The 25,130-nt window shown below is 73.7% G+C and carries 26 protein-coding genes and 2 pseudogenes; 11 read left to right on the top strand and 17 right to left on the bottom strand.

Going from position 1 to position 25,130, the window contains the following annotated elements; all coding sequences use genetic code 11:
• Positions 1-154: 154 nt before the first annotated feature.
• Together ACMATS_RS33515 and ACMATS_RS33520 are read left to right on the top strand one after the other, a co-directional pair.
• Entirely contained in the window at positions 155-2,197 is a 2,043-nt protein-coding gene (locus ACMATS_RS33515; protein WP_414170049.1) for a GAF domain-containing sensor histidine kinase, read from the top strand.
• Positions 2,181-2,876, top strand: coding sequence for a response regulator (locus ACMATS_RS33520; RefSeq protein ID WP_391153113.1), 696 nt, complete (start codon positions 2,181-2,183; stop codon positions 2,874-2,876). The genes ACMATS_RS33515 and ACMATS_RS33520 overlap by 17 nt, the downstream gene beginning before the upstream one ends.
• Before the next feature lie 67 nt (positions 2,877-2,943).
• On the opposite strand, the gene ACMATS_RS33525 is transcribed toward ACMATS_RS33520, so the two are convergent.
• Positions 2,944-3,198, bottom strand: coding sequence for an NAD-dependent epimerase/dehydratase family protein (locus ACMATS_RS33525; RefSeq protein WP_414170844.1), 255 nt, complete (start codon positions 3,196-3,198; stop codon positions 2,944-2,946).
• Between the two features lie 343 nt (positions 3,199-3,541).
• On the opposite strand from ACMATS_RS33525, the gene ACMATS_RS33530 reads away from it, so the two are divergent.
• Positions 3,542-4,006, top strand: a complete 465-nt coding sequence (locus tag ACMATS_RS33530) for an NUDIX hydrolase (RefSeq protein ID WP_414170050.1) — start codon at positions 3,542-3,544, stop codon at positions 4,004-4,006.
• Positions 4,007-4,112: 106 nt separating this feature from the next.
• The gene (locus tag ACMATS_RS33535; RefSeq protein WP_414170845.1) at positions 4,113-4,637 is read left to right on the top strand and encodes a GNAT family N-acetyltransferase; all 525 of its coding nucleotides are present in this window, start codon (positions 4,113-4,115) and stop codon (positions 4,635-4,637) included.
• Positions 4,638-4,667: 30 nt separating this feature from the next.
• Here ACMATS_RS33535 and ACMATS_RS33540 read toward each other — a convergent pair whose 3' ends face one another.
• The 7 genes from ACMATS_RS33540 to ACMATS_RS33570 form a co-directional block, all read right to left on the bottom strand.
• Positions 4,668-5,162 (bottom strand): GNAT family N-acetyltransferase, encoded by a 495-nt coding sequence (locus ACMATS_RS33540; protein ID WP_414170846.1) that lies wholly within the window; start codon positions 5,160-5,162, stop codon positions 4,668-4,670.
• 21 nt (positions 5,163-5,183) lie between these two features.
• A complete protein-coding gene (locus ACMATS_RS33545) occupies positions 5,184-6,152 on the bottom strand; it encodes a hypothetical protein (protein WP_414170051.1) in 969 nt (322 codons plus the stop codon).
• Positions 6,153-6,273: 121 nt separating this feature from the next.
• Positions 6,274-7,227: an oxidoreductase gene (locus ACMATS_RS33550; RefSeq protein WP_391153107.1), complete on the bottom strand. Its 954-nt coding sequence runs from the start codon at positions 7,225-7,227 to the stop codon at positions 6,274-6,276.
• 63 nt (positions 7,228-7,290) lie between these two features.
• Positions 7,291-8,763, bottom strand: coding sequence for an FAD/NAD(P)-binding protein (locus ACMATS_RS33555; protein ID WP_414170052.1), 1,473 nt, complete (start codon positions 8,761-8,763; stop codon positions 7,291-7,293).
• A gap of 65 nt (positions 8,764-8,828) precedes the next feature.
• Positions 8,829-9,377: a hypothetical protein gene (locus tag ACMATS_RS33560; protein ID WP_391153104.1), complete on the bottom strand. Its 549-nt coding sequence runs from the start codon at positions 9,375-9,377 to the stop codon at positions 8,829-8,831.
• A 33-nt stretch (positions 9,378-9,410) separates the two neighbouring features.
• Positions 9,411-9,878, bottom strand: a complete 468-nt coding sequence (locus ACMATS_RS33565; protein WP_390775618.1) for a MarR family winged helix-turn-helix transcriptional regulator — start codon at positions 9,876-9,878, stop codon at positions 9,411-9,413.
• Positions 9,875-11,281: an MFS transporter gene (locus tag ACMATS_RS33570; protein WP_414170053.1), complete on the bottom strand. Its 1,407-nt coding sequence runs from the start codon at positions 11,279-11,281 to the stop codon at positions 9,875-9,877. The genes ACMATS_RS33565 and ACMATS_RS33570 overlap by 4 nt, the downstream gene beginning before the upstream one ends.
• A gap of 143 nt (positions 11,282-11,424) precedes the next feature.
• Here ACMATS_RS33570 and ACMATS_RS33575 point away from each other — a divergent pair, with 143 nt between their 5' ends.
• Positions 11,425-13,041 carry an alpha/beta hydrolase gene (locus ACMATS_RS33575; RefSeq protein WP_414170054.1) on the top strand — a complete coding sequence of 539 codons (1,617 nt, stop codon included), beginning with the start codon at positions 11,425-11,427 and terminating at the stop codon, positions 13,039-13,041.
• A gap of 193 nt (positions 13,042-13,234) precedes the next feature.
• On the opposite strand, the gene ACMATS_RS33580 is transcribed toward ACMATS_RS33575, so the two are convergent.
• The gene (locus ACMATS_RS33580; protein ID WP_414170055.1) at positions 13,235-14,329 is read right to left on the bottom strand and encodes a PP2C family protein-serine/threonine phosphatase; all 1,095 of its coding nucleotides are present in this window, start codon (positions 14,327-14,329) and stop codon (positions 13,235-13,237) included.
• A gap of 164 nt (positions 14,330-14,493) precedes the next feature.
• Here ACMATS_RS33580 and ACMATS_RS33585 point away from each other — a divergent pair, with 164 nt between their 5' ends.
• The gene (locus ACMATS_RS33585; protein WP_414170847.1) at positions 14,494-15,459 is read left to right on the top strand and encodes a GlxA family transcriptional regulator; all 966 of its coding nucleotides are present in this window, start codon (positions 14,494-14,496) and stop codon (positions 15,457-15,459) included.
• Between the two features lie 49 nt (positions 15,460-15,508).
• Here the strand turns inward: ACMATS_RS33585 and ACMATS_RS33590 are convergent.
• Positions 15,509-15,853, bottom strand: a pseudogene (locus tag ACMATS_RS33590) (hypothetical protein); the annotation flags it as partial.
• Positions 15,854-15,871: 18 nt separating this feature from the next.
• On the opposite strand from ACMATS_RS33590, the pseudogene ACMATS_RS33595 reads away from it, so the two are divergent.
• Positions 15,872-16,447, top strand: a pseudogene (locus ACMATS_RS33595) (GlxA family transcriptional regulator); the annotation flags it as partial.
• On the opposite strand, the gene ACMATS_RS33600 reads toward ACMATS_RS33595, so the two are convergent.
• Both ACMATS_RS33600 and ACMATS_RS33605 read right to left on the bottom strand, forming a co-directional pair.
• The gene (locus ACMATS_RS33600; RefSeq protein WP_414170056.1) at positions 16,380-17,072 is read right to left on the bottom strand and encodes a helix-turn-helix domain-containing protein; all 693 of its coding nucleotides are present in this window, start codon (positions 17,070-17,072) and stop codon (positions 16,380-16,382) included. The pseudogene ACMATS_RS33595 and the gene ACMATS_RS33600 overlap by 68 nt on opposite strands.
• A gap of 194 nt (positions 17,073-17,266) precedes the next feature.
• Positions 17,267-17,539 (bottom strand): helix-turn-helix domain-containing protein, encoded by a 273-nt coding sequence (locus tag ACMATS_RS33605; RefSeq protein ID WP_390775612.1) that lies wholly within the window; start codon positions 17,537-17,539, stop codon positions 17,267-17,269.
• Positions 17,540-17,604: 65 nt separating this feature from the next.
• Here ACMATS_RS33605 and map point away from each other — a divergent pair, with 65 nt between their 5' ends.
• Entirely contained in the window at positions 17,605-18,372 is a 768-nt protein-coding gene (map, locus tag ACMATS_RS33610; RefSeq protein WP_390775611.1) for a type I methionyl aminopeptidase, read from the top strand.
• A gap of 103 nt (positions 18,373-18,475) precedes the next feature.
• Positions 18,476-18,991, top strand: coding sequence for a DM13 domain-containing protein (locus ACMATS_RS33615; protein WP_390775610.1), 516 nt, complete (start codon positions 18,476-18,478; stop codon positions 18,989-18,991).
• Here ACMATS_RS33615 and ACMATS_RS33620 read toward each other — a convergent pair.
• Both ACMATS_RS33620 and ACMATS_RS33625 read right to left on the bottom strand, forming a co-directional pair.
• A complete protein-coding gene (locus ACMATS_RS33620; RefSeq protein WP_414170057.1) occupies positions 18,986-19,528 on the bottom strand; it encodes a hypothetical protein in 543 nt (180 codons plus the stop codon). The two genes, ACMATS_RS33615 and ACMATS_RS33620, sit on opposite strands and share 6 nt — an antisense overlap.
• A gap of 127 nt (positions 19,529-19,655) precedes the next feature.
• The gene (locus tag ACMATS_RS33625; protein WP_390775608.1) at positions 19,656-20,273 is read right to left on the bottom strand and encodes a DUF6875 domain-containing protein; all 618 of its coding nucleotides are present in this window, start codon (positions 20,271-20,273) and stop codon (positions 19,656-19,658) included.
• A 111-nt stretch (positions 20,274-20,384) separates the two neighbouring features.
• Here ACMATS_RS33625 and ACMATS_RS33630 point away from each other — a divergent pair, with 111 nt between their 5' ends.
• Positions 20,385-20,765 carry an RNA-binding S4 domain-containing protein gene (locus ACMATS_RS33630; protein WP_414170058.1) on the top strand — a complete coding sequence of 127 codons (381 nt, stop codon included), beginning with the start codon at positions 20,385-20,387 and terminating at the stop codon, positions 20,763-20,765.
• 60 nt (positions 20,766-20,825) lie between these two features.
• On the opposite strand, the gene ACMATS_RS33635 is transcribed toward ACMATS_RS33630, so the two are convergent.
• Positions 20,826-22,295 carry an MFS transporter gene (locus ACMATS_RS33635; protein WP_414170059.1) on the bottom strand — a complete coding sequence of 490 codons (1,470 nt, stop codon included), beginning with the start codon at positions 22,293-22,295 and terminating at the stop codon, positions 20,826-20,828.
• A gap of 130 nt (positions 22,296-22,425) precedes the next feature.
• Here ACMATS_RS33635 and ACMATS_RS33640 point away from each other — a divergent pair, with 130 nt between their 5' ends.
• A complete protein-coding gene (locus ACMATS_RS33640; RefSeq protein WP_414170060.1) occupies positions 22,426-23,205 on the top strand; it encodes an ATP nucleotide 3'-pyrophosphokinase in 780 nt (259 codons plus the stop codon).
• Here ACMATS_RS33640 and ACMATS_RS33645 read toward each other — a convergent pair.
• Both ACMATS_RS33645 and ACMATS_RS33650 read right to left on the bottom strand, forming a co-directional pair.
• Complete coding sequence (locus ACMATS_RS33645; RefSeq protein WP_414170848.1) at positions 23,100-23,879, bottom strand: sirohydrochlorin chelatase; 780 nt, start codon at positions 23,877-23,879, stop codon at positions 23,100-23,102. The two genes, ACMATS_RS33640 and ACMATS_RS33645, sit on opposite strands and share 106 nt — an antisense overlap.
• Positions 23,879-25,006, bottom strand: a complete 1,128-nt coding sequence (locus tag ACMATS_RS33650; protein WP_414170061.1) for a uroporphyrinogen-III synthase — start codon at positions 25,004-25,006, stop codon at positions 23,879-23,881. The genes ACMATS_RS33645 and ACMATS_RS33650 overlap by 1 nt, the downstream gene beginning before the upstream one ends.
• Positions 25,007-25,130: the final 124 nt, after the last annotated feature.

Raw genomic sequence — 25,130 nt, forward strand, 5'->3', positions numbered from 1 at the left:
CATACCGAGTCTGCCGCGACCGCGGCGTGCAGGGGGACCCTGGAACCCTCCGATCCCACTGGGGGTTTTCCGCCATACCCACTTGCGGGGCAGCTTCTGGACCAAGGTCACCAACACCTTGATAATGGCGCGAGTGAGGGGTACCGGCCGGTCCATGCGCATTGCCGCGATCTCCGGCGGGCTGTGCCTCCTGTGGGCCGTCGCGGCCGGGGCGATACTGCTGCGGAACAACACCGTGACGCTGCCCTGGATCCTGGGCTCCGTCCTGCCGTGCTACTGCGCGGGCCTGTTCGCCTGGTGGCACGCCCCCGCCAGCCCGGTCGCGCGCCGGCTGCTGCTCGTCGGCACCGCGCTCGCGTCGAGCATCGCCATCCGCTACACCGCCGCCCTGCTGACCACCCGGTGCGGCTGGGACCTGACCGCGCCCGAGAACGGCCTTCCCTCGCCGGAGGCTTCGGCCGTCCTGCTGCCGACCGAGGTCAACAACCTGACCTTCAGCATCCTCGTCGTACGTCTGCTCGCCCTCCTGCCCGACGGCCGCTACCGCTTCCGCCACGAACGCGCCGTCCTGGGCGCGCTGTGGGGGCTGCTCACCCTGCCGCTCGTCCTGCCGCTCGCCGGGGTGCCGACGCGCATCGTCGAACTCGCCGTCTTCTACCACCCCGAGGCCTGGCTGCCCGGACTCGGCGCCGCCCTGTTCGTCGTCCGCTGCCTGCGCGCCCGCGCGGCCGGGCAGGAGGACGTCGCGCGGCTGCTGCCGCTCGCCGCCGTGGCCGCCGTCCTCTTCCTGGGCCGCGGCAGCTGCCGCCTCTTCCGCACCTGGCACGGCGAGACCGGCATCCTCTACCTCATCGGCTCGCTTCTCGGCGCCCTGCCGTACGTGCTCATCTCGCTGTCCGTCGTCTACGCGGCCTTCCGCTACCGCTTCCTCGGCGTGGACATCGTCATCCGCCGCGAAGTCGTCTACGGCACGCTGTGGCTGATCATCAGCGCCTGGTACCTGGGCATGGCGATGACGCTCGGGCTGACGGCCGGCCAGTACTTCCCGATCGGCCTGTCCGTCCTCGTCGCCGTCACGGCGACGGCCCTGTTCCAGCCGGTACGCGCCCGGCTGAACCAGCTCGCCGAACGCCGCGTCTTCGGCAAGCGGCTCAGCAGCTTCGAACTGCTCGTCCGGTTCGGCACCGCGCTCGAACACGCCTATGACCTCGACCTGCTGGCCCCGCAGCTGGCCGCGGGCCTCCAGGAGGGCCTCGGCCTGCAGTGGGTGCGCATCCGGCTGGGCGGCGAGGGACTGCCCGCGCACCTGGGCGCCGCGGGCGAGGAGGCGGACGGAACCTCCAGGACGACCCTGCCCCTGTGGTACGGGCACGAGATCCTCGGCCTCGTCGAGTACGGGCCCAAGACGGAGGGCCGGTTCACGCCCGAGGACCACGACGTGGTCGAGACCCTGGCCCGGCAGGCCGCGCTGGCCGTCCACAACGTCTACCTCGCCGCCGAACTGTCCGCGCGCGTCGAGGAGGTGCAGCGCCAGGCGGGCGAGCTCGACGCCTCGCGCGCCCGCATCGTGCACGCCCAGGACGGTGAACGGCGGCGCATCGAGCGCCGGTTGCACGACGGCATCCAGCAGGACCTGGTGGCCCTGGTCGCCAAGCTGCGGCTCGCCCGCAACCGGCTCGCCCGCGGGGGCGACATCGACATGGTGCTGGCCGAGGTCCAGGACGACGCGTACCGCGTCATCGACGAACTGCGCGAGGTCGCCCACGGCATCCACCCGCCGGTCCTCACCGACCAGGGCCTGGTGGCCGCCGTCACCTCACGCGCCCGCCGGATGCCGATCCCGGTCACCGTGCACGTCGAGGACTCGCTGGACCGGGTGCGCTTCGCGCTCGACGTCGAGGAGTCGGCGTTCTACCTGGTCTCGGAGGCGCTGACCAACGTGCTCAAACACGCCGACGCCACGCACGCGACCATCCGCATAACGCGGGCCGGGGGCTGGCTGGTGGTGGAGGTCACCGACGACGGCGTCGGCTTCAGCGGCGACCCCGCCGCCGGGTCGGGACTGACCGGGATGCGGGACAGGATCGAGGCGGTCGGCGGCGATCTGCTGATCACCAGCCGGACCGGGGGCGGCACCGTGATCCGCTCCCGGCTGGCGGACCGGGTGCGGGAGGACAGTGGTGACCGAAGTGGCTGAGGAGGCGATGCGGGTCGTCATCGCCGAGGACCACTACCTGGTGCGCGAGGGCACGCGACGGCTGCTCGAGGACACCGGGCACGTGGCCGTGGTGTCGGCCGTCGGCGACGCCGACGAACTCCTCGACGCCGTCGACCGGTTGCGCCCGGAGGCGGTGATCGCGGACATCAGGATGCCGCCGAGCCACCACACCGAGGGCATCGCGGCGGCCCACGCGATCCGGGCCGCGCATCCCGGCATCGGAGTCGTGATGCTCTCGCAGCACGCCGACGAGAACTACGCGTTCGACCTCTTCCAGCGGGGGACGGACGGCCTGGCGTACCTGCTGAAGGAACGGATCGGAGAGCTGGACGAGTTGCTCCGGGCACTCCGGGAGGTGGCGGCGGGCCGTTCCGTGGTCGACCCCCGGATCGTCGAGGTCCTGATGGGCAGCCACACGCGCGCGGCCGATGCACCGCTGGCGGCGCTGACGCGCCGGGAGCTGGACGTGCTGCGGCACATGGCGGAGGGGAAGACGAACCGGGCGATCGCGAAGGCGCTGACGCTGTCGGAGTCGACGATCGAGAAGCACGTCAACTCGACCTTCTCCAAACTGGGCTTGGCGGAGGAGAGCCAGCTGCACCGCCGGGTGAGCGCGGTTCTGGCCTATTTGCGGCATGCGCCGCGGGGGGTGGGGTAGGCAGTGGTCGCGGGCTGGCGACTGCCGAAAAGTCAGTAGGGTGCGCCGGGTGAAGAGTGAACAGCGCTCAGCCGAACATGGAGTACCGGATGTCGTTCGACCGGCGGTCGGGCACGTAGACGACCGAGCCCCAGCTGGCGCCGCACAGACGCAGTAGGTAGTCGGTCAGCTCCTTGTTTGTGAAGTCGCTTCCGCCACCGATGTTGTAGATCTCGCCCGGGGTGCCGCCACGTAGGACGAGCTCGATGCCGGCGCAGTTGTCCTCGACATGCAGCCAGTTCCGCACGTGCTGGCCTTCGCCGTGGAGGGTGAAGCTCCTCAGCCGGGAGGGGACACCTCAGGCCTTGCTCGTTTCGCTGCGGATTGGGAAGCGCGACTGTCGGGCCAGGCGGGGGCGCTGGCACCGGATGTCTCTGTGTGATGGCCGGTCGCGAAGGCTTTCCGACCCACGCCGAAGGCGCCACGGGGGCAGACGTCCCCTGCTCCACCTGTCCGTTGCATACCCATCTGCTGTTCCAGGCCCCGGCGCCCTGCTTGCTGGCTACGCTGACCGCGAGGCTCCCGTCGTCGGAGGCTTCCCGCGGAGTACGTCCACGCCATGTCCGCCTCGCCGACACCTACACCACGGCCATCGCCAAAGTCGCCGACCACCACAAGGACTTGCTGTGACTTCCTCGACCGTCACCCCCGCCCTCCTGGACGACCTCTCCCGCGTCGCCGATCGCGACGGCATCGAGAAGACCGTCGTCGGCGCCGTCATCGCCGGCCCGAGCGGCCGTGTGCTCCTGCTGCACCGGCTGGCCGACGACTACTTCGGTGGCCTGTGGGAGCTGCCTTCCGGTGGCGTCGACCCTGGTGAGAACCTCATCGGAGCCCTGCAGCGCGAGGTTGCCGAAGAGACTGGCCTGACCGTCGCGGCCGTTACCGACTACCTCGGCCACTTCGACTACCGCTCCGGCAGCGGCCGAAAGACCCGGCAGCATAACTTCGCCGCCACCGTCACCAGCACTGAGCAGGTGGTGAAGCTCACCGAGCACGATGCCCATCTGTGGGCCGACACCACCGGGCAAACCCAGGTCTCCAACGCTGTTCAAGCCGTCCTGAGCGCCTGGCGCGAGCGAGAGGCCTGAGCGTTTGCAACCGCGGCCGGGCCCCGTTCTGCAACCGCCTCTGGGCACCTGCCGATCGGAGCCCGGTCCGCCACGACCCCCACTCCGGGAGACACCCGTGTTCGCAATGCGTCCGGCCACCGCCGCCGACGTCCCGGCCGTGGAAAGCATGATCCTTGCCCGTTCGGCATGGCTGGAGGAACGCGAGTTGCCGAGTTGGCGCGACAGCGCAGCCGAACTCGCGCGGCAGGCGGAGAACCCCGACGGAGACGTGTGGGTCCTTGTCGAGGACGGCGGGAGGGGCATCGGGTGCACCACCGTGCAGGAGCACACCCCGCCGTGGGGCTGGACCGAGGAGGAACTGAGCGAGTCGGCGCACTACCTGTACTCCTCGGTCACCGATCCGGCATGTCAGGAGACGAAGCCAGGAACGGCCATGACGCTGTGGGCGGTGGACCGGGCCGCGCAGGAGGGGAAGGCATGGGTGCGTCGGGGATGTCACTTCCCCGGGCTGGTCGCGTACTACAAGACGCAGGGGTTCGTCCTGCTGCACGAGGTGCGGCGTACGCACAACATGGTCTATCTGATGGGACGCCGGGCCGAAAGGGTCGTCGACCTGAGGGAGAGGTTTCGGGCGTTGCACAGCTCTTGAGCCTGGCGCACCGGTCGTGCGTAGCACGGCCTACAACTGCAGGTCGCGCCGGTACCAAGTGCCCGGCCTGCCGCCGAGATCGGCCGGGTCGGCCGGGCCGATAGGGACGAACCCGGCCTTGGCCAGCACCCTCCGGGATGCGGCATTGTCGTGCGAGGTGGCCGCCCGCAGCGTGTGCAGTCCGTGCCGTGCCGCCGCCAACCGGCACAGCTCCCGGACGGACGCGGTCGCCACGCCGCGGCCGGCGACGTGCTGCGCGACCCGGTAGCCGAGTTCGGCAGTGCCGTCCTGGATGTCGTACAGGTTGAACCGGCCCAGAACCGAGCCGTCCTCGGCGACGAGTACGTAGAAGGCACCGACGCCGGCCTCTTGGTCGGCCAGCAAGACCCCGAGCCGTTCGGTGAACCGGTCGAAGAACTCGTCCCCGCGGTCGGAGATCGAGGCAGCGAACCAGGCGCGGTTCGCCAGCTCGAAGGCCAGGACCGCCGGGGCATGGCCGGCATGCAACTGCTCCAGCTCGGGCACCGCCGATCCGCCGGGCACGCCCTAACGCACGTCCTCCCACGTCACCACCGGACTCCCCGCCCGCAGCGCATAGTCCATCGCCGCGTCCCGCACCGGCCACTTCAGCCGCAGCCAGCACGGGATCGTCGCCGGAATGCCGTCGTCCCCGGCAAGATGCCAGAACGTGTTCGAGTCCTGCCGCGCGAAGTACGGGCAGAAGAACGAGACGACCAGCGTCACCCGCCGCCCCCGCGTCACGGGCGTCACCGCGTGGAAGATCCGGCTCCCGTGCAGGAACAGGGTCGCGCCCCGGTCCCCGCAGTCCGCCTCCCGGATTCTGGGGTCGCCCTCCCGCGCGCCGTCGAACTCGTCCGTGCGGCCGCGGAAGTAGCTGAAGCGGCCGCCCTCGTAGTCCTCGTAGCCGTTCAGCTGGATCGTGAAGACGTAGTCCATGCCGTCGCGGTGCCACCGCACGATGTCGGGACGGGCGCCGGGGCCCCGGCCCTCGAAGTAGTTGATCTGGGCGGTCGGGATGCGCAGCGGGTGGGGGATCAGCGGGACGCCCACCAGGCGGGAGCACGTCAGCAGGAACGTCCGGTCGCGGATCATGTTGTTGATGAACGCCGACATCAGGTCGGCGCTGCGCACCCGGCGCGTGGCGATGAACCGGCTGGCGCCCGCGGCGCCCTCCAGCCGGTCGCACACCTCGGTGAGGCAGGAGAGGCCCTCCGGCGTCAGGATCCGTACGGGGCCGACGAGCGCGGTGTCGTCCAGCCGGCCCTGGCCGCGGCCGAGTTCGTGGGACGCGTAGCCGAACTCCTGGAGCCGCACCCGCGGTCCCCGGAGGTCCGTGGCCACGAACTCGCTGCGCCAGCGCGGTTCGCCCGGCAGCTCCGGTGCCCGCCGCGGCGGCCTCGCGCGCACCGCGTGGAGGACCTGGTCGAATCCGGTGGCCGTTCTCGGAAGGTTGAGCGCGCTGCTTCTGCCGCTTCTCGCCCGGGTCGTCGCCATGGGGGCAGTATGCGACCGGCTTGTGGGGCGCAGACAAGACCCATTCCTCGCCCAACTGGCCGAGCTGCTCGGCAACTTCCTGGCCCGCAAGGTGCTCAGTGGACAGCGATGACCTGATGGGTCAGAAGGGGTTCTCCTCCTCGAAGTACGGGCCGCCCGGCCAGACGTACGGGACCCGGGTGAGGGCCTCCGACGCCTCCCACAGGGCCCGTGCCCGGGCGGTGTCCCCGACGGCTGTGGGGAGTTCCACGGGTCCGGGGGCGCCGCGGGCCTCGAAGCGCCCGGTGGGTCCGTAGAAACCGCCCGGCGCGATGCCGGGCGCGGTGCCCGCGTAGAGGGAGGCCAGCGCGGCCGCCTCGACGGGCTGTCCGACGAACCGTTCCAGCGCGACCTCCGCCAGGCGCTGCACGGGCCGGGACAGGTGCCGCTGCAGTCCCGTCAGGCTGGAGCCCGGGTGCACGGCCACGCTGACCGGCCCGGCGCCCGCGGCGTCGGCGCGGCGCTGGAGCTCCAGCGCGAACAGCACGTTGGCGAGCTTGGACTTGGCGTACGCGGCCATCGGCCGGTAGTGCCGGGTGCTCTGGAAGTCGCTCGGATCGGCCATCGGGCTGCGGGCGATGGCCGCGCTGACGGTGACGACGCGGGCGCCCGGCGCCCGCAGCAGCAGCGGCAGCAGGTGACCGGTGAGGGCGAAGTGGCCCAGGTGGTTGACGCCGACGGTGAGTTCGAAGCCGTCCACGGTGGTGCGCCGTTCCGGCACGGCCATCACGCCGGCGTTGTTGACCAGCAGGTTCACCGGCCGGCCGGCCCGGCCCAGCAGTTCGGAGAAGGCCTCCACGGAGGACAGGTCCGCCAGGTCGAGCCGTTCGGGACGCACCCGCGCCCCCGGCACCTCGGCGGCCGCGCGCCGGGCGGCCTCCCGGACCCTGCCCTCGTCCCGGCCCGCCATGACGACCTCGGCGCCCGCCCGGGCCAGCTCCCGCGCGGTGACGTAGCCGATGCCGCGGTTGGCGCCGGTCACGACGGCCAGCCGGCCCTCCTGGCTCGGCATGTCCTGGGTGGTCCAGCTGTGCATCTGACTCCTCGGCGGCCGGTCGGCGGACCCGGGCGACCGTATTGTGCGCTGCCGGGGCGCCCGTCACCGTGCAGGCGCGCCCGCCGCGACCTGCTCGGCGACCTGCCCGGCGACGTGCCGGGCCTGCCGGGCCACGTTGCGCAGGTGGTTCGAGAACGGGATGCGGACGTGTGTGCCCACCCCCGCCAGCCACACGCGCTCGGGCTGCGCCTGCGGGTGCCGCCGGACCCGCAGGTCGGCCTCCAGCCGGCCGAGTACCCCGCCGCCGGGCTGCGGCCCGGACAGGTGCAGTGCGCTGCGGTCCTGGTCCCAGTGCAGGGCGGGCAGCTCGAAGCCGGTGGCGTTGACGACGTGCTCGAAGCGCTCCGGTCTCCCGTCCGGCCACCGCACCTGCCAGGCACCGTCGTGGAACGCGACGGCCGCGGGATAGGCCGGGGCGATGTGCAGGGCGCCCGCGTCGAACCGGGCCAGCAGGCGATGGGCGTTGACGACCGTCATCGCCGTGGCATAGCGACCGGTGAAGGGGGCGAAGTGCGCCAGCAGGGCCCGCCGGCGGTGTTCGGGAAGCCTGCCGCCGAGGGCGATGGCCGCCTCGATCACCGGCACCACGAGGTCCGGCCAGGTACAGGCGCCCGCCTCGACCAGGGCCGTCTCCTCGCGCAGCCGCTGCACCGGGTCGGCGGCGGCCGAGGTCTGCAGGCGCAGTGGCCGGGGGCCGAGCAGCTGCAGCGCCTCCACCGCGCACCGCATCACCCGGTCCGCGAGGTGCGGGTCCTCGGGGTCGAGCGCGGCGATGCGGTCGAGGGGAGGCAGCGGGCGGCCGGGCGCGGCCAGCGACGGGCGCACGGCGGGCAGTTGCCCCGACGGGGAGGTCAGGGTGACGCGGTGCCCTTCGCGGCACAGCAACAGGGACGCGTCGATGGCCGACTGGCGCGTGCCGAGGACGAGCACTCGGCCTCCGGGATGCAGCGCCTCCCGGAGGCGGTGCGCCGGGTAGGGGCTGTCGAGGTAGGCGGGGTGTTCGGTGACGTCCTCGAACAGGCGCGGAACGCGGGGCCGTTGGACGCCGGTGCTGATGATCACGGCGTCGCCGGCCAGGTCCTCTCCGGTGCCGAGGCGCACCGGGTGGCCGGTGCCGGTGCCGACGGATTCGGCCGTGGTGCGGTGGTGGTGGACGTCGATCCCGTGGGCGGCGGCCAGCGCGGTGGCCTGTGCGGAGCGCTCGTGGCAGTACTCGGCCATCCGCGCCCGCGGGACGCAGTCCTTGGGCGTGCCCGTCCAGCCGTGGGCACGGAGGTGGACGACGAAGTCGTCGAGCCGGTCCGCCCGGACGGAGTTGATCTCGGCGGCGCTGTTGCACAGCAGCAGCGGATCGTCGTCCCCGAAGGCGAGCCCCCAGCCGGGCGGGTGCGGGTCCACCAGGTGGACGGAGCAGGGGAGGCCGGTGCGCCCGGTGCGGGTGAGGGCGTCGACGAGGTGCACGAGGACGCTCGTGCCGGCGACGCCGGCGCCGACGATGATCACGGTGTGGGCCATGCGGGCCATCCTGCCGGTGGGCGGGGCCGTGCGCCGTGCCTTCACCGCAGAAGGCCTGCAGAAGGTCACATGCGGGGGCGGGCGATGAACGGGTGATGACGCCGTCGCCGGTCCGGGGTCTCATCGCCGTAAAGCGCCTTTTGCGCGGCGGCTTTGAACGAGTCGGTGCTTTCTTTCAGGACGTTGAGCAATGCATTCAACGTCCGTGCCTCATGGGCCGGTTTTCCCGCCGTGCCCTCGATTGCCATGCGGTAGAAGGTGTAGAGGGATTGTGCGCGGTTGTTGATTTCCTCTGCATGGGTGGCGACGTCCTCGGGTCCGCGCAGGGCGACGGTCGGCCACAGCTTCTCGATGTTGTCCACCTCGGCCTGCATGGCTTCCAGGATCGTCGACCTGTCCGATTCCCCCAGCGCAGCCATGCGGTGCAGGTTCGTGGCGTGGGTGAAGAGGGACAGGTACACCTCGAAGCGAGGCCGACGGAGATCCTTGCGATCCTCTGCCCTGATGGTGAGCTGCATGCCTTCGCGTTGGGCCCAGCCGGCCGCGAACGCCGCGCCGACAGTCGCCACAGCTGCCGCCAGCGCACCCGAGACCGCCGCCAACCCTGCGTCCATGCCGCTGATTATCGCGGCGGACGGCGGAAACCCCTACCCCTCCTCGGCCAGTCGCGTCAGCAGGTCGAGCGCCTCGATCACCACGGCCTGCTCCCGCGCATCCAGCCGCTCGCCCAGCGCCTGCGCGATCCAGCCCTCCCGCGTGCGCCGCACCTCCGTCAGCTGGCGGCGGCCCTTGTCCGTGAGGGACATGATGGCCTGGCGGCCGTCGGTGGGGTGCGGGGAGCGCTCGACCAGGCCCTCCTCCTCCAGGGCGCCGAGGGTCGCGCCCATCGACTGGGGGCGGACGCGCTCGGCCCGGGCGAGGGCGACCGTGGTGGCGGGGCCGTGCCGGTCCAGCCTGCTGAGGACGGCCGCCTGGGACAGGGTCACGCCCTCGCCCTCGGAGGCGGCGCGCAGGCGCCTCATCAACTGTCCCGTCAGGACGCGGAGTTTCGCCGCCGCTTCGGCGAGCTCGGGCGAGACGGCTGCGGCGGGGGACGGCGGCTGCTCGTGGATCACTTGGAAAGGGTACCTTTCGACAGGCTGCGGTCGGCCAGTGTGGCCACCAGCAGCACGGCACCGAGCCCGGTGAGCACGAGGGCGATGGTGTGCAGGCCGTGGGTGCCGGCCCGGTCGCCGTAGAGCAGTCCGATGAGGGCGGCGGAGACGACGGCGCCGGTGTACTGGGCCGTGCGGAAGAATCCGGCCGCCGTGCCCATCCGGCCCTCGGGCGCCTGGGCGTAGAGCGCGGTCTGGTTGCCCACGGCGTTGAGGCCGTTGGGCAGTCCGAAGACGATGCCGATGGCCGCCAGCAGCAGGACGGGGGTGCCGGGCCCGGTGAGGAACAGGGCCGCGGCGGCCACGGTCATGGCGGCCGTGCCGGTCACCAGCGGTCCGCGCACCCGTCGGCCGCGCGCGCCGAACCACGAACACAGTGCCGCCGTCGCGGACATGGGCAGCATGATCAGGCCGGTGACGGTCGCCGAGTAGCCGGGGACCTCCTCCAGCCACTGCGTGTAGCCGTACAGGATGCAGTAGATGACGAGGAAGGCCGCTCCGCAGCGGGCGTAGGTGCGCAGCAGGGGGCGGTTGGCGGCCAGCATCCGCAGGTCGAGGAACGGCCTGGGGGCGCGGAGTTCCCAGGCGGTGAGGGCGCCCGCCATGGCGAGGGTGAGGACGAGCAGCGGCCAGTCGGGGTGGCGCAGGTGCATCAGGAAGATCATCGCGGGGACCATGACGCCCGTGAACAGCAGGACGCCCAGCGGGTCGAGGGCCTGCCGCACCGGCTCTCGCGGCGCCGTGCGCGGTTCGTCCGCGGGCAGCCACAGCAGGGTGAGGGCGAGACCGGCGACGGCCAGCGGCACGTTGACGCCGAAGATCGACCGCCAGCCGGCCAGACCGATGAGCAGGCCGCCGAGCGCGGGCCCGACGGCCGCGCTCACCAGCCCCGCGATGGTCAGTGCGCCGAGGACGCCGCCCGGGGGCTCCCGGTCCAGCCGGGCGGACTGGGCGCGGATCATGGCCATGGCGGCGGGGTAGGCGGCGGAGGTGCCGATGCCGATGAGGACGCGGACGACGATCAGCATGCCGAGCGAGGAGGCGCCGAGCCCGGCCAGGCCGGCCAGCCCGACGAGCACCAGTCCCGCGGAGTAGACCCTGCGCGGCCCCAGGTGGTCGGCGATCCGGCCCATGGCGGGCTGGGCCACCGCGCTGGCCGCGTACAGCCCCGAGACCAGCCAGGCGGTGCCGGCGGTGCCGACGCCGAGATCGCGGCCGATGGGGACCAACGCGGTGGAGATCATGGTCGAGTTGACCGGGTTGAGCATCGAGCCGATCACGACGGGCGCGACGAACCGCGGGCCGAAACCGGTTCTCCGGATGCGTTCGCCGGAGGGGGAGGTGGTGGTCAGGGTGCTGGACATCGGGCTTCTTTCGCCGTTCCTGCAGATAACGACAGTCTGCCTGCCGTGAAGGAAAACTTGCAAGTCTTCCTTCTTATTCCTGTGGTCATCCCGATGGCCCCTCCCCGGCTGCGCCGCCGCCCGTCACGCCCTGCACTGGGACGGTGACCTGCATACGCACCCGGTCGCGCAGGGCGTCGCGCACCGCCGTGACGGCAATGGCCGTCGCGGGCGCCCTCGTGGCCGGAGGGTGCAGCTCCGACGGCACCCCGGGACGGTCGGAACCGCGGTCGGCGGGCCCCTCGGGCGCGCCAGCCCGCGCCGCCGGGTCCGGCCTGCCTCCGCTGCCCGCGCACCTCGCCCGGCAGCGCCTGGACTGGGGGGACTGCACCGCCCAGGACGCGGGCCCGGCGGGCTTCACCCTGCGCCCCGACGCCGACTGCACCTGGCTCGCCGTGCCCGTCGACTACGCCGCCCCGGCGGGCAGCACCCTCAGGATCCGGGTGGCCCGCGTCCGGGCCCGGGACGCGGAACGCCGCCTGGGCGCGCTGGTGTTCAACCCGGGCGGCCCCGGCGAACCCGGCGCCGCCCTCGTCGCCGACGGGGCCTTCGAGGCGACCCCCGACGTGGCCGCCCGCTACGACCTGGTCGCCTTCGATCCGCGCGGCATCGGCCGCTCCGCCCCGCTGCACTGCCCCGAGGGCAACGGCAGTGATCTCATCCCGCGCACCGCGCAGCAGGCGGACGCGGAGTTCCGGGCGGCGGCCGCACAGGGCCAGGACTGCCGCCGGGTCACCGGCGCCCTGCTGGGCCACATGGACAGCGTCAGCGTCGCCCGTGACATGGACCTGCTGCGCGCCGCCCTCGACGAGCAGCGCCTCAACTACCTCGGCGTCTCCTACGGCACCTTCATCGGCCAGCACTACGCACGGCTCTTCCCCGACCACGTGGGCCGCTTCGTCCTCGACAGCGTCGTCGACCCCGCCGCCGACCAGACCGCGGTGGCCCGGGGCGACATGAAGGCGCTCGACGCCAGCTTCGCCAGCTATGCGCGCACCTGCGCGGCGAACGCGTGCCCCCTGGGCCGCACCGCCGACGAGATCATCGCCAGGACCACGCAGTTCGTCCGGGCTCTGGACGCGGCCCCGCTGCCCGGCCCCGACGGCAGCAGGCTCACCACCGGCATCGCCGCGCAGGGCATCCGCGGCCCGCTCTACCAGGCGGAGAAGTGGCCGGACCTCACCCTGGCGCTGGCCGACGCGATGGCCGGCCGGCCCGGCGCGCTCATCGGCCTGGCGGCCGAGCAGATCCCCGCCGCGGGCGTCCGCAGGCCGGGGGCTCCGCCGGTGGACGTGCCCGCGGACGACCCCACCATGCCCCGCAACGCCGTCGACTGCCTCGACCGCCCGGGGCCGCGCTCCGCCTCCCAACTGCTGTCGTACGTGGGGGAGTTCGACAAGGCGTCACCGCTGTTCGGCGCCACCGTGGCCGCGGCCATGTTCCACTGCGCGGCCTGGCCCATCGCCCCGACGGGACGGGCCGAGCCGGTGACGGCGCCGGGGGCGCCTGCTGTGGTGCTCGTCTCCTTCACCGTGGACCCGGCGACGCCGCTGGACAACGCGAAGGCTGTGCAGAAGAACCTTGGCGGTTCGGTGCTGGTCGTCCGGGAGGGGACGGGGCATGCGGCGTATGGCGGGGGGTCGGAATGCACCGACCGTGCGGTCGACGGGTTCCTTGTCGACGGGAGGTTGCCGCCGGTGCGGGTGGATTGCGCCCCGTAAGGGGCGCGGGGAACTGCGCGACAAGCCCCCACCGGCCCGCAGTCGACGCACTGCCCCAGGGGTCCGGGGCGCAGCACCTGGGGGTACCCCCAGCGATAGCCGGGGGAGTACTTCGCCTGCGGGTGCGTCGTGGTTGCTCGCGCAGTTCCCCGCGCCCCTACGGGGCGCATCTGCACTACGGCGGCGCGCCCCCCTACGGGGCCCGGCACGCCAACAAGGCCGCGTCGTCGGACGGCTCGCCTCCCGACCAGGCGAGAAGATCCGCCACCAGCCGGTCCAGCAGGCCCTCCGGGGACGACTCCGGCATCCCGGCCACCCGCTCCTCCAGCGGGTAGAAACGGCCGGTCGTGTCCCTCGCCTCCGTCGCCCCGTCCGTGTACAGCAGCAGGGTGGCGCCGTGGACGAGGGTGAACTCGCGGCGGTGGTACTCGCTCCCGGTCAGGTCGCACAGGCCCAGCGGGGGATCGGATTCGGGCAGCGCCGGCTCGACCGGCGTCACCGTCCCCGCGTGCAGCAACAGCGGGGGCAGGTGCCCACAGTCGACCAGCTCCGCGAGGTTCCCGGAATCCGCGACCCCCACCAGGGCCGCCGTCACGAACTCCTCGCCCGCGCCGCGCCGCTGCACCGTGGCGTCCAGGCGCTGCGCCACCACCGCGAGATCCGGCTCGACCTGCGCCGCCTCGCGGAACGAGCCCAGCACGTCGGACGCCGTCTCGACGGCCGCGAGCCCCTTGCCCCGGACGTCGCCGACGATCAGCCGGGTGCCGAACGGGGTCGCCAGCACCTCGTACAGGTCCCCGCCCACCCGGGCGTCCGCCGCGGCCGCCAGATAGCGCACCGCCACCCGCAGCCGGCCCGTCCGCTCCGGGACCGGGCGCAGCAGCGCGAGCTGCGCGGCCTCGGCCACCGACCGCGACTGCAGCAGCTCGCGCTCCCGTGTCGCGACGAGCACGACGTTGGCGGTGCTGATGCAGGTGATGGCCAGCACCGTGACCCCGGAGGTCAGGTGGACGGCGAACGGCACGCCCGGGTCGGCCTTGGCGAGCCAGGCGACGATCAGCATGGCCACGGCCCCGGCCGCCAGGGGGACCCGGGCGCGCCGGGTGCCGATCCCGGCGAGCACCGGGGCGGTGGCGAGCGCGGGGGAGATGGTCGACCGGGGATTGCTGGCGATGTCCGTCACCACGCCGGTGGCCAGCAGCGCGTAGGCCGCCGCGACGAGCGTGCGGGCCGGGAGGGGGAGCGGCGGCGCCTCGGCCACCCCGCCGCGGTACGTGTCCGGTTTCATGGCTGCTGCCCACCCTAGGGCCTGTCCGGTGGGTCGGCACGGGCCCTAGGGTCCGCCCGTTCCCGCGCAAGCGCGGACATTACTCCATAAAGGTGTATAGGTGCCTCTTCGGCTGCGGCCGGACCGGCGGCTGACCCACGATGGCCGACGTGAGCGGCAGGGTGATGACGCGCGACGCACACGACGTCCTGCTCGTCGTCTACGACGGCGTGCAAATGCTGGACGTCGCAGGGCCCTTGGACGTCTTCGACCGGGCCGCGCGGGCGGCCGGCGCCGGATACCGGATGCGGCTGGCCTCGGTGGGAGGAAGGGCCGTCCGCACCTCCGCCGGCCTCGATCTGGCCGTCTCCGCCGACCTGATGAAGGTGCGCAAGCCCCCGGACACCCTGATGGTGGCCGGGGGCTGGGGGTACGCCGACGCGGTCGCGGACACCGATCTGCTGCGGCACGTGCAGCGGCTCTCGACGGGTGCCCGGCGTACCGGTTCGGTGTGCACGGGTGCCTTCGTGCTGGCCGCGGCGGGGCTGCTCGACGGGCGCCGCGCCACGACGCACTGGGCCTTCTGCGCCGAACTGGCCGCCTCCTACCCGGCGGTGGCCGTGGAGCCCGACGCCTTCTTCGTCCGGGACGGGGCGCTGGCCACCTCCGCGGGCGTCACCGCGGGCATCGACCTCGCCCTCGCGCTCGTGGAGGACGACCACGGCGCCGAACTGGCTTGTTCGGTCGCCAAGTTCCTGGTGGTCTTCATGCAGCGCCCCGGCGGCCAGTCCCAGTTCGGCAGCCGGACCCGCGGCGAGCTGCTGCGGTCCGGAGCCCTGCGGGACCTCGTCCTGGGCATCGACTCCGACCCGTCGGGCGACCTGTCCGTCCCCGCGATGGCCGCCCGGCTGGGCATGAGCCGCCGCCACTTCAGCCGGCTGTTCAGCCAGGCCGTGGGCACCAGCCCCGGGGCCTACGTGGAACGGGCCCGGGTGGCGGCCGCGCGGTCCATGCTGGAGCGGTCGGTGGACGGCGTCGACGTGATCGCGGAGCGGTGCGGCTTCGGCACGGTCGAGACGATGCGCCGGGCGTTCTCCCGGGAGACAGGGGTGTCGCCGGCCGCCTACCGCGACCGCTTCCGCCGGGGGTGACGGCCCTGCCGGGGACGGCCGTTCGGACGCCTGGCCACGTGCCCGGTCGGACGCCCGTCGTGGAACCGGGCCGGACGATCATCAGGACGGTGACGGCGGCCCACAGCAGGTTGAACAGCCCGGCGTACAGGGCGAGTCGGGACGGCTGCACGGAGAGCGGCGCGGCGCCGCTCTCCAGCCGGGCCACCACGGCGCCCTGCCCCGGCAGCACCAGCGCCCCCAGGACGACGGCCGCCACCGCCGTCAGCGTCATGGAGACGATCAGCCAGGTGTCGCCCAGCACCTGCATGTTCTTCGCGGTGGCGAACCCGAAGACCGGCACGGCGACGCCGACGACGGCATGGACCCGGCAGATCCGGTGCAGCGTCCGGACGGCGGTCAGGGCCCGCCCGTCCCAGCTACCTCCCCCAGCGCGGCACCGTTCCTCGCGGCCCTGTACCCGCGCATCGACGTCGACCCGGACGTGCTCTACGTCGACAACGGCGCGATCCTCACCTCGGCCGGGGCGGCCGCCGGGCTCGACCTCTGCCTCCACATGGTGCGGCGCGACCACGGTTCGGCGGTGGCCGCCGACGCCGCGCGGCTCAGTGTGATGCCGCTCGAACGCGACGGCGGGCAGGCGCAGTTCATCGCCCATGCGCCGCCCGCCCCCGACGGCACCACCCTGGAGCCGCTGCTGCGCTGGATGCGGGACAACGCCGGCCGTGACCTGACACTGGCCGGCATCGCCGCGCACGCCGGCACCAGTGCCCGTACCCTCAACCGCCGCTTCCGCGAACAGACGGGCACCACGCCGCTGCAGTGGCTGCACCGGGTCCGCATCCAGCAGGCGCAGTACCTGCTGGAGACCACCGCGCACTCCGTAGAGCGCATCGCCGCCCAGACGGGCTCCGGGTCCCCGACGGCCTTCCGGGACCGGTTCAAGCGCCTCGTCGGTACGAGCCCGCAGGCGTACCGGCGTGCGTTCCGCAGGCCGGCCGCCCCTTGAGCGCGTCGGTGATGGCGTCGGCCGTGTCGAGCAGCAGCTCCGCGTAGCGGGCGGATCCGCCGGAGGACGGATCGAGGCGGCGGCGCGGGCCGGTGAGGCCCAGGGCCACGGCGTACGAGGCCGTGCACGGGATCGCGGTCGCGAGCGAGGCGTCGTCGGGGCGGCCGGTGTCGGCCGCGTAGACGCAGCGCCGGTCGTGCGGGGCGGCGACGGCCCGGGCCATGGCACTGGTGGCGGGGCGGATGCCGCCGGTCAGCAGCTGCTGCGGGGTGTTGTCGGGACGGAAGACGTGGTGCACGATCTGCACTCCGACCGGGTGGGGCACGGCCAGGCAGACGCTCATGCCGCTGCGGGCGGCGAGGGCGTCGGCCCAGTTCATGGCGGATGCGCGCAGGTCGTTGCAGTCGGGCGGAGCCAGGGGCGGCTCCGCCGGGGCCAGGGGGCCGGCGGGCAGACAGGCCTCGCCGTCCGGGTCGTCGCGCACCAGTCCTTCGGACCGGAGGTCACGGAGCAGGGCCCGGACGGAGTCGGCGGGCAGCCCGAGGTACGCCATCAGCCGGTGGACCGTGACGCCGCGCTCGGGGTTCCGGGCCAGGAGCCGGATGGCTGCGGCGGTGTGGGACATGGGGAACACCTCCTCCGTGCCCACGGTACGGACGGGAGGGGGTTGCCGGTGTCGTCCGATCGGCCGATATGGGCGGCTCTTCCATGGCTCCGGGTTCTCTCGGGGCTTCGCCCCGGCCCTCTGGGTTGTGCGTCGGCTGCGGGCCGGTGGGGGCTTGTCGCGCAGTTCCCCGCGCCCCTTACGGGGCGCTGCGTCTACCCCGCGAGCCGCACCTCCTCCTCCAGCCCCTCGACGCAGGCCGCGGCCACCCGGTCCAGGGACAGCCCCAGCACCGTGGCGACGGCCGCCACCGTGAAGAACGCCGGTGTCGGCGCCCGGCCCGTCTCGATCTTGCGCAGGGTCTCCGCCGAGAGGCCGGCCGCCGCCGCGACCTCCACCATGCTGCGCGCCCCGCGCGCCTCCCGCAGCAGCGAGCCGAGCTGCTCGCCGCGCTGCCGTTCCCAGGGGGTCAGAGGAGTTCTCACCATGACCGTGATATTAATACCGCTTGGCGCCAACCGGTATAAGAATTGGTTCGGATCGGAGCAGCAGCATGGTGGAGATCAAGTCGGAAGCGGCCCTGGCGGCGATGCGGGAGGCTGGCCGCGTGGTGGCGAACGCGCTGGCCGCCGTGCGGGAGGCGGCCGCCGTGGGGGTGGGCCTGCGGGAACTGGACGAGGCCGCCCGGGCCGTGCTGGGCGAGGCCGGGGCGCGCTCGCCCTTCCTCGGCTACCGGCCGGCCTTCGCCCCCACCCCGTTCCCCGCCGTCATCTGCGCCTCGGTCAACGACGCCGTGGTGCACGGCATCCCGGACGGCTACCGGCTGCGCGACGGCGACCTGGTCAGCATCGACTGCGGCGCGGAGCTCGACGGCTGGTGCGGCGACGCCGCGGTGAGCTTCGTCGTCGGCACCGCGGACCCGGCAGACCTGGAGCTGATCCGCACCACGGAGCGGGCGCTGGAGGCGGGCATAGCCGCGGCGGTCGCCGGCGGCCGCGTCGGCGACATCGCGCACGCCGTCGGCACGGTCGCCCGCGCCGCCCGCTGCGGGATGCCCGCGGACATGGGCGGCCACGGCATCGGCCGCCGGATGCACGAGGAGCCGCACGTTCCCAACACCGGCCGCCCCGGGCGCGGTTACCCGCTGCGCCCCGGCCTGGTCCTGGCCGTCGAGCCGATGCTGATGGCGGGCGGCCGGGACGACTACGTCGTCGACCCCGACGGCTGGACGCTCCGCAGCGCCGACGGTTCGCGCGCCGCGCACGTCGAGCACACGGTCGCCATCACCGAGGAGGGGCCCCGCATCCTCACCCTGCCGTAGGACGTCCGCCGTAAGACTTCCGTCATCGGATTCCCGGAGCACGGGAGGCCCTGCGAGCCGTTTCCCGAGTGACATCGGAGACGGACGGCTGCAGGAGGCCGCAATGGGACGCATACGACGGGTACTGACCGGGCGGGTCGGCATCGGGCTGCTGGTGGGCGGGCTCGTGGCGGTCGCCGTGGGCACGGTCTGGTTCCAGCCGTGGAAGCTGTGGGTGAACGAGACCGTGCGCGAGGCCGCCCCCGTCGCCCGCGAACAGGGGGTCCGCACGCTGGCGACCGGCGAGTTCATCAGTCACGAGCACGCGACCCGCGGCACCGTGCGCATCCTGGAACTGCCCGACGGCAGCCGGACGCTCCGGCTGGAGAACCTCGACACCAGCAACGGCCCGGACCTGCGGGTGCTGATCACCGACGCTCCGGTGCGGGAGGGCCGGGCCGGCTGGTTCGTGTTCGACGACGGCGCCCACACCGAGCTCGGCAGGCTCAAGGGCAACAAGGGGGACCAGAACTACCCGTTGCCCGCCGGGCTGGACCTGGAGGCGTACCGGAGCGTCAGCATCTGGTGCGACCGCTTCGACGTCTCCTTCGGCGCCGCCGCCCTCACGCGTGCGCTATGAGGGGGTGACGTCCGTCTGCGCGGCGACCGGGGCGTCGCCGGAGACCGTGCAGTTGACCGTCACGCCGAAGACGTGCACCGCGGCGTCGCCCGGTGCGAAGGTCGTGGTGCCCGCGGTGGTGAGCTGGGCGGTGGCGGTGCCACCGGTCAGGGTGGCGGTCGAACCGCTCGGTATGGCATCGGGGTTGGTGAAGCCGGTGGCGGTCACGCTGCCGGATCCGGCGCCGCCGAGGTTGACGGTCATCTCGCCCGTCACGCTGCCCGCGGCAACGTCGATGGGCACCGTCAGCTGCGTGACGACGCTGATGGAGAGGTCGGCGTTGCCGCCCTGCGGGACGCTCGCCGGAGCCGTCATGGTGACCTGCAGGGACTGGACGCCGCTGGGCGCGCCCGGGCCGGTACAGGTGTAGCCGACGGAGACGGGGTCGGCGGCCGTGGCCTGCGGCGCGCCCAGGCCGAGGCCCGCGCCCGCCAGCACCGTCACCAGGGCCGCGCCGACCGCCGTCCGCCTGCGGTGTGTTCTCGGAGTCGTGTTCATCGCCGTGCTCCCTTCCGTCCGCGGCGGGGTCGCCGCCGGAACGAAGAGCCGGGGGGTCTGATGTGAACACGTCATCAGTGGCACGGGGCGGCCGAGAAGTCAACACACAAGCGCCCGCGGCCTGTTGTCAGGGCGCCAGGCCGTGCTCCCGGCACGCCCGGTTCCACCGCTCGGAGATGTCGGCCGTCAGCAGCCGGGTGCGCCGGGCCTCCGCCGCGTACAGCCGGTAGTACACGGGGAACATGCGCGACACCCGCATCGACAGCAGCAGATCCGCCGGAACGATCCGGCGCAGCACGCAGAACGGGGCGGGCACGGCGCAGGGGGCCTCGGCCGAGTGCAGCAGGGAGGACGTGCAGCCCCTCGCGTACACCGCCGGCCGCACCACCTCGTGCGCCGCGGCGATGAGCGGCAGCACCGGCCCCGCCGGCCCCGGGAACGCCACCACCAGCCCGGGCTGTTCGTCCCGCTCCCGCCGCGAGGCCCCGTCGAACCAGGCCAGATATCCGGCCAGCGCCCGCGCCACGGCCCGCAGCGCCGTACGGCCGGTCACCCGCAGCTCCGCGTAGTGCACCGCACCGGCCAGCAGCGCCTGGGACGCGAACGGGCAGACCAGGCCCATGCAGTCGCGCAGATACGGGTGGAAGGCCGCACCCAGCTCCGTGCCGTGGGCGCCGCCGCCCAGCACGACCGGGTCCGGCCGGTGCAGCTCCCCGGCGGGGGGTGGCGCGGGCGGCAGGGACACGGTCCGACGGTAGGGGCACGCGCCTGAGCTGACCAGCCGTGCTGCAGCGGGAACAGGTGTCCGCAGAGGCGCCCGCGGCTTCCTGTCGGCGGTGTGGCCTACAGTGCGGGCATGAGTACAGCAGACGAGGGGACGGTGCGGGCCGACGTCTGGATCTGGTCCGTGCGTCTCGTCAAGACGCGCTCCATGGCCGCCACGGCCTGCCGCGCGGGCCACGTCCGGATCAACGGCGAACGCGCCAAGCCCGCCCAGCCGGTGCGGGTGGGCGACGAGGTGCGGCTGCGGCACGAGGGGCGCGAGCGCATCGCCGTCATCTCGAAGATCGTGCGGAAGCGGGTCGGCGCGCCCGTCGCCGTCGACTGCTACGTGGACAACAGCCCGCCCCCGCCCCCGCGCGAGTTCGTCGCGGCGCCCGGCCAGCGGGACCGGGGCACGGGACGGCCGACGAAGCGCGACCGGCGGGAGATGGAGCAGCTGCGCGGCGAGCGCTGATCTCAGCGCCCCGAAGGGGCGCGGGGCCGATATATATGCGGCTTCGCCGCGTGGGCGCGATCAGCCACGACGAGCCCGCAGTCGACGCACCGCCCCTCCCGCGGAGCGCCTGGCGCCGAGCCAAGCCGCTGCGAGCGCGAGCAGGGACACCAGCAGCAAGGCAACGACGGCCCACCGCGGGCCGTCGTTGCCCGGCGTCTCGCTGCCGCCGAGGTGGAGGGCGAGCGTGACGAGCGCGATGCCCAGGGCCGTCCCCAGCCCCCGGGCCATGTTGACCAGCCCGCCGCCGGTTCCGGACGAGCGGGCCGGTATCGCCGCCATGACGATCGCGTTGTTGGCGGGGGTGAACGTCCCGAGCCCCAGCCCCAGTACGACCAGCAGCGGGGCCAGCGCCGCGGCCGTGGGCGGCACGGCGGCCATCACGGCCAGCGTCCCCGCGCAGATCACCCCGCCCAGCAGGCACCGCCCCCGGTCGGCCGTCGTGGCCGGCAGGACCCGGTCCGCGCCGGTGGCGCCGAGCGCGAAGCCGACGGGCAGGGCCGTGAGCACCAGCCCCGCGGTGAGCTCGGAGGCGCCCCGGGCGGTCAGCACGACCGGGACGAGCACCAGCGGGCCGAAGAGCACCAGGTAGCTGCACAGCGCCCCGGCCAGACCCGTCGCGATCTCGCGTTGCCGCAGCAGCGCGGGGTCCACCAGGGGCCTGGCCGCCCGGAGTTGCCGCACGGCGAAGCCCCAGCCCGCCGCGGCGGCCGCGGCGAACAGTGCGGCCACGGCCCAGGCGGGGAACGGCAGGCCCGAGGCGGCCGACACCCCCAGCAGCAGGCACGTCGTCGCGGTGGCCAGCAGCGCCAGGCCGGGCCAGTCGAATCCGGCCGCCGCGGTGCGGCTGCGCGTGCGCGGCAGCAGGTAGTGGCCCGCGATCAGCGAGAGGATCCCGACCGGCACGTTCACGGCGAACACCCACCGCCATCCGAACGCGCTCACCAGCGCACCGCCCACCGTCGGACCGAGCGCCAGGCCGAGCGCCTGCGCAGCGGCCTGCACGCCGAGCGCGCTCCGCAGCTTCTCGCGCGGTGCGCTGGTGGTCACCAGGGCCACGCTGTTGGCCTGCATCATGGCCGCGCCGGCCGCCTGCGCGACGCGGAAGCTGACGAGCGCGGTGAGCGAACCGGCCAGCCCGCAGGCGGCCGAGGCCACGGTGAACACCGCGAAGCCGTACAGATAGAACAGCTTGCGGCCGTGCGCGTCCGCCAGCCTGCCCACCGGCACCAGCAGCGCCACCAGCGTCAGCAGATAGGCGAGCGAGACCCACTCGACGGCGGCGAGCGAGATGCGGAACTCGCTGCGCAGGGCGCCGTACGTCAGCGTCACGATGCTCGCGTCCAGCTGCCCCATGAACGCCCCGAAGCACACCGTGGCCACGGCCAGCCGCCAGGCCCCGGGCCGCTCGCGTATCCGTGCGGGCCTGGCCCGCTCCTCGACCAGCAGGGAGGGAAGCAGCGACTGCGGGGTCCTGTGGCGTATGCCCATGCCGTCTCCTCGGAACAGTGTCTCTCCGGACAGACGGTATTGCGCCCCGTAGCGCTGCGTTCAAGTCAAAGAACGTTTGCGGGGCGCGTACGGGCCCGCCGTAACGAGCGGTTCCGGTTGGATCTGCCGGATGCAGATCAACCGCATCACCACAGCCGCCCTCCTCACCGCCGCCCTGGGCCTCGGCCCGGTCACCGGCGCCGCGGCGGCCCCCGTCGAGAAGCCGGCCAAGGCCGCGCCCCTGCGCACGGCGGAGGGCGACGGGGGCTGGCAGGGCGACGGCCTGTCCCTGAACGCGGACGACAACCAGAAGGTCGACGCCTTCCTCGACCACGCCCGGCGGGCCGAGCGCGGCATCAGCCCCATGGTCCAGGCCGCGGCCCGCCTCAGCGACGCCACCGTGGTCGGCTTCGACCACCGTCTGAAGTCACCGGACTCCCTCAAGCGGAAGGTCGCCACCTCTCTGAAGGAGACCCCGGGCCAGACCGCCGACCAGGCCCTCGCGAGGATCAACGACTCGGTCCGCTACACCCTGCAGTGGCCGGACGGCCGGTACGTGCACGGTGTCGCCCTCGCCTCCAGTGTGCTGGCGGGCTGGGGCAACGACAGCGTGAAGTGGTCCGACACCTGGGGGCGGAAGCAGGGGTACAAGGCCGTCAACTCGGCCTGGCGCGACCCCTTCGAGGGCCACGCCTTCGAGGTCCAGTTCCACACGCCGCAGAGCAAGTGGGCCCAGGAGGCGACCCACAAGCTCTACGAGGAGCAGCGCCTGCCGAGCACGACGCCCGAGCGCGCGAAGGAACTTCAGGACCAGCAGGACACGATCTTCGCGGCCGTGCCGGTGCCCCCGGGGGCGGAGGAGCTGAGGGCGCCGGAGCGGCTCGCCCGTACCCTGCCCGCCGCGGGCTGAGCCCGCACCTGCGCGTCGTACCGCTCCCACACCAGCTGCGCGACGGCCTCGTGCGCACCCAGCGGCGCCGACGTCGCACAGCCCCCGGCGTCCGCCGCGCGGCGGGCGAACCAGCCCGGGGCGAGGAGGTAGCGGGCCACGGCGACACCGGCGTGGCCCGCCGCCCGGAAGGAGGCCACCGCCGCGGCAGGGGAGGGGGCAGCGGTGGCTCCTCCGTGCAGGAAGGCCGCGGCGACCGGGCGGCCCAGGCGGATCGAGAGCAGCCGGGCCGTCGTCCGCGCGGCCGCGTTCGCCGCCGGGTCCGTCGAGCCCGCGGCGGCGAGGACGACGGCGGAGGCGCCCCCGCACGACGCCCCCGCCTCCGCCAGGCGGTCCTCCAGGGCGACCGCCAGCAGGGGGTGCGGGCCCAGCGGCGGGCACACCCGGACCCGCGCCCACGGGGCCGCCGCGACGGCCCGCGGGATGTCCGTACGGACGTGATAACCCGCGCCCAGCAGCAGCGGGACCAGCACCACGTCACCGCCGAGGCCCGCCAGGGCCTCCCGCACGGTGTCCACGGACGCCAGGCGGACCGGCACGTCCGGGCGCAACCGGGCGACCCGCCGCAGCAGTTCGGCCGTCGTGGCCGTGCCCTGCGGGTCCTGCGTGCCGTGCACCACGGCCAGCAGCGGCATCACGGCGCGACCGCCAGCCGGTAGCCGCGCTTCGTCACGGTACGGACCAGGTGGCCGTGCGGCCCGAGCGCCGAGCGCAGCCGCGCCACCGCCGCCTCGACCGCGTGCTCGTCCGGCAGGGGGCGCGCCTGCGGGCCCGTCCACACGCGGCGCAGCAGGTCCGCGCGGCTGAGCACCGTGCCGGGACGCTCCGCGAGGGCGCGCAGCACCGCGGCGGGCAGCGGGGGCAGCTGCAGGGCCGTGCCGTCCGCGAGCACCGCGCTGCCCTGCAGCACCAAGTTCCCTTCGGGGGTGGCCAGTTCGCGTCGGAAGCGCCCGGTCAGCTCGCGCACGAGTGTCCGCACCAGTGCACCGAGCCGGCCCCGCTCCGGCCACACGCACGGCACGCCCGCCGCCAGCAGCGGGCGGGCGCAGATCGCGCCGATGCACACCGGCAGCACGTCGCCGCGCAACGCGTTCAGCACGTCGGCGCGTTCGGCCGCGGACAGGAACGCCTCGATGGCGGGGGCGCTGGTGAAGGGCAGGGCATGGATCTCGCGGCGGGCGGTCTGTTCGGCGAGGCGGCGCAGGGCCTCGGGGTCCTCGGGAGGGCCCCACCGGTAGACGGGCGCCGCGACGACCGAGGCGCCCCGCCCGCGCAGTGCAGCGCTGAACTCCTCCAGCGGAGCGCCGTGTTCCTGCACGACGACGCGCTTCCCCTGCAGGTCGTGCTGCAGCAGCCAGGCCAGGACGTCGTCCAGGGCCTCGGAGTCGGGGGCGTGGCTCTCCCGCAGGCCGCACGCCCGCAGCGCGCCCGCCGCCTTCGGGCCCCGGCTGACGACGACGGCCTCCCGGCACGCCCCGACGAGGGCCGCGCCCAGGCCCCAGTCCTCGGCGGCGCTCATCCAGCTGCGCCAGCCCACGCCCGTCGTGGCCACGACGAAGTCCGGGCCGCCGTCCGCCAGGCAGGCCTCGGTGGCGCGGTGCAGCAGCCGGTCGTCGGCGAGCGGCACGATGCGCAGGGCGGGTGCGGTGACGACGGAGGCGCCGCGGCGTCGCAGGAGTGCCGTGAGTTCGTCGCGGCGGCGGTCCGCCGTGACACCCACGGTGAAGCCCGTCAGAGGTCCCGGGGTCGTGCTGGCGGTCATGGAGCGAGGGTCGCGGAACGGCGTTAACCCGTCGTTGCGGCAGTGTCACGCGACCGTTAGTTCGATGGACGTTTTCCTACGGGCATGTGTCGCGCCGCGCACACCGGCCCCCGGCACGGGTGCG

Source organism: Streptoverticillium reticulum (assembly GCF_047456005.1).
GTDB classification, from domain to species: domain Bacteria; phylum Actinomycetota; class Actinomycetes; order Streptomycetales; family Streptomycetaceae; genus Streptomyces; species Streptomyces reticulum.

What these genes read in the sequence shown, in the direction of transcription:
- ACMATS_RS33515 (WP_414170049.1), top strand. Translation starts at nt 155, where the DNA reads ATGCGCATTGCCGCGATCTCCGGCGGGCTGTGCCTCCTGTGGGCCGTC.
- ACMATS_RS33535 (WP_414170845.1), top strand. Translation starts at nt 4,113, where the DNA reads ATGCGTCCGGCCACCGCCGCCGACGTCCCGGCCGTGGAAAGCATGATC.
- ACMATS_RS33545 (WP_414170051.1), bottom strand. Translation starts at nt 6,152, where the DNA reads ATGGCGACGACCCGGGCGAGAAGCGGCAGAAGCAGCGCGCTCAACCTT.
- ACMATS_RS33550 (WP_391153107.1), bottom strand. Translation starts at nt 7,227, where the DNA reads ATGCACAGCTGGACCACCCAGGACATGCCGAGCCAGGAGGGCCGGCTG.
- ACMATS_RS33555 (WP_414170052.1), bottom strand. Translation starts at nt 8,763, where the DNA reads ATGGCCCACACCGTGATCATCGTCGGCGCCGGCGTCGCCGGCACGAGC.
- ACMATS_RS33560 (WP_391153104.1), bottom strand. Translation starts at nt 9,377, where the DNA reads ATGGACGCAGGGTTGGCGGCGGTCTCGGGTGCGCTGGCGGCAGCTGTG.
- ACMATS_RS33570 (WP_414170053.1), bottom strand. Translation starts at nt 11,281, where the DNA reads ATGTCCAGCACCCTGACCACCACCTCCCCCTCCGGCGAACGCATCCGG.
- ACMATS_RS33580 (WP_414170055.1), bottom strand. Translation starts at nt 14,329, where the DNA reads ATGAAACCGGACACGTACCGCGGCGGGGTGGCCGAGGCGCCGCCGCTC.
- ACMATS_RS33585 (WP_414170847.1), top strand. Translation starts at nt 14,494, where the DNA reads ATGACGCGCGACGCACACGACGTCCTGCTCGTCGTCTACGACGGCGTG.
- ACMATS_RS33600 (WP_414170056.1), bottom strand. Translation starts at nt 17,072, where the DNA reads ATGTCCCACACCGCCGCAGCCATCCGGCTCCTGGCCCGGAACCCCGAG.
- ACMATS_RS33605 (WP_390775612.1), bottom strand. Translation starts at nt 17,539, where the DNA reads ATGGTGAGAACTCCTCTGACCCCCTGGGAACGGCAGCGCGGCGAGCAG.
- map (WP_390775611.1), top strand. Translation starts at nt 17,605, where the DNA reads ATGGTGGAGATCAAGTCGGAAGCGGCCCTGGCGGCGATGCGGGAGGCT.
- ACMATS_RS33615 (WP_390775610.1), top strand. Translation starts at nt 18,476, where the DNA reads ATGGGACGCATACGACGGGTACTGACCGGGCGGGTCGGCATCGGGCTG.
- ACMATS_RS33620 (WP_414170057.1), bottom strand. Translation starts at nt 19,528, where the DNA reads ATGAACACGACTCCGAGAACACACCGCAGGCGGACGGCGGTCGGCGCG.
- ACMATS_RS33630 (WP_414170058.1), top strand. Translation starts at nt 20,385, where the DNA reads ATGAGTACAGCAGACGAGGGGACGGTGCGGGCCGACGTCTGGATCTGG.
- ACMATS_RS33635 (WP_414170059.1), bottom strand. Translation starts at nt 22,295, where the DNA reads ATGGGCATACGCCACAGGACCCCGCAGTCGCTGCTTCCCTCCCTGCTG.
- ACMATS_RS33640 (WP_414170060.1), top strand. Translation starts at nt 22,426, where the DNA reads ATGCAGATCAACCGCATCACCACAGCCGCCCTCCTCACCGCCGCCCTG.
- ACMATS_RS33645 (WP_414170848.1), bottom strand. Translation starts at nt 23,879, where the DNA reads ATGCCGCTGCTGGCCGTGGTGCACGGCACGCAGGACCCGCAGGGCACG.
- ACMATS_RS33650 (WP_414170061.1), bottom strand. Translation starts at nt 25,006, where the DNA reads ATGACCGCCAGCACGACCCCGGGACCTCTGACGGGCTTCACCGTGGGT.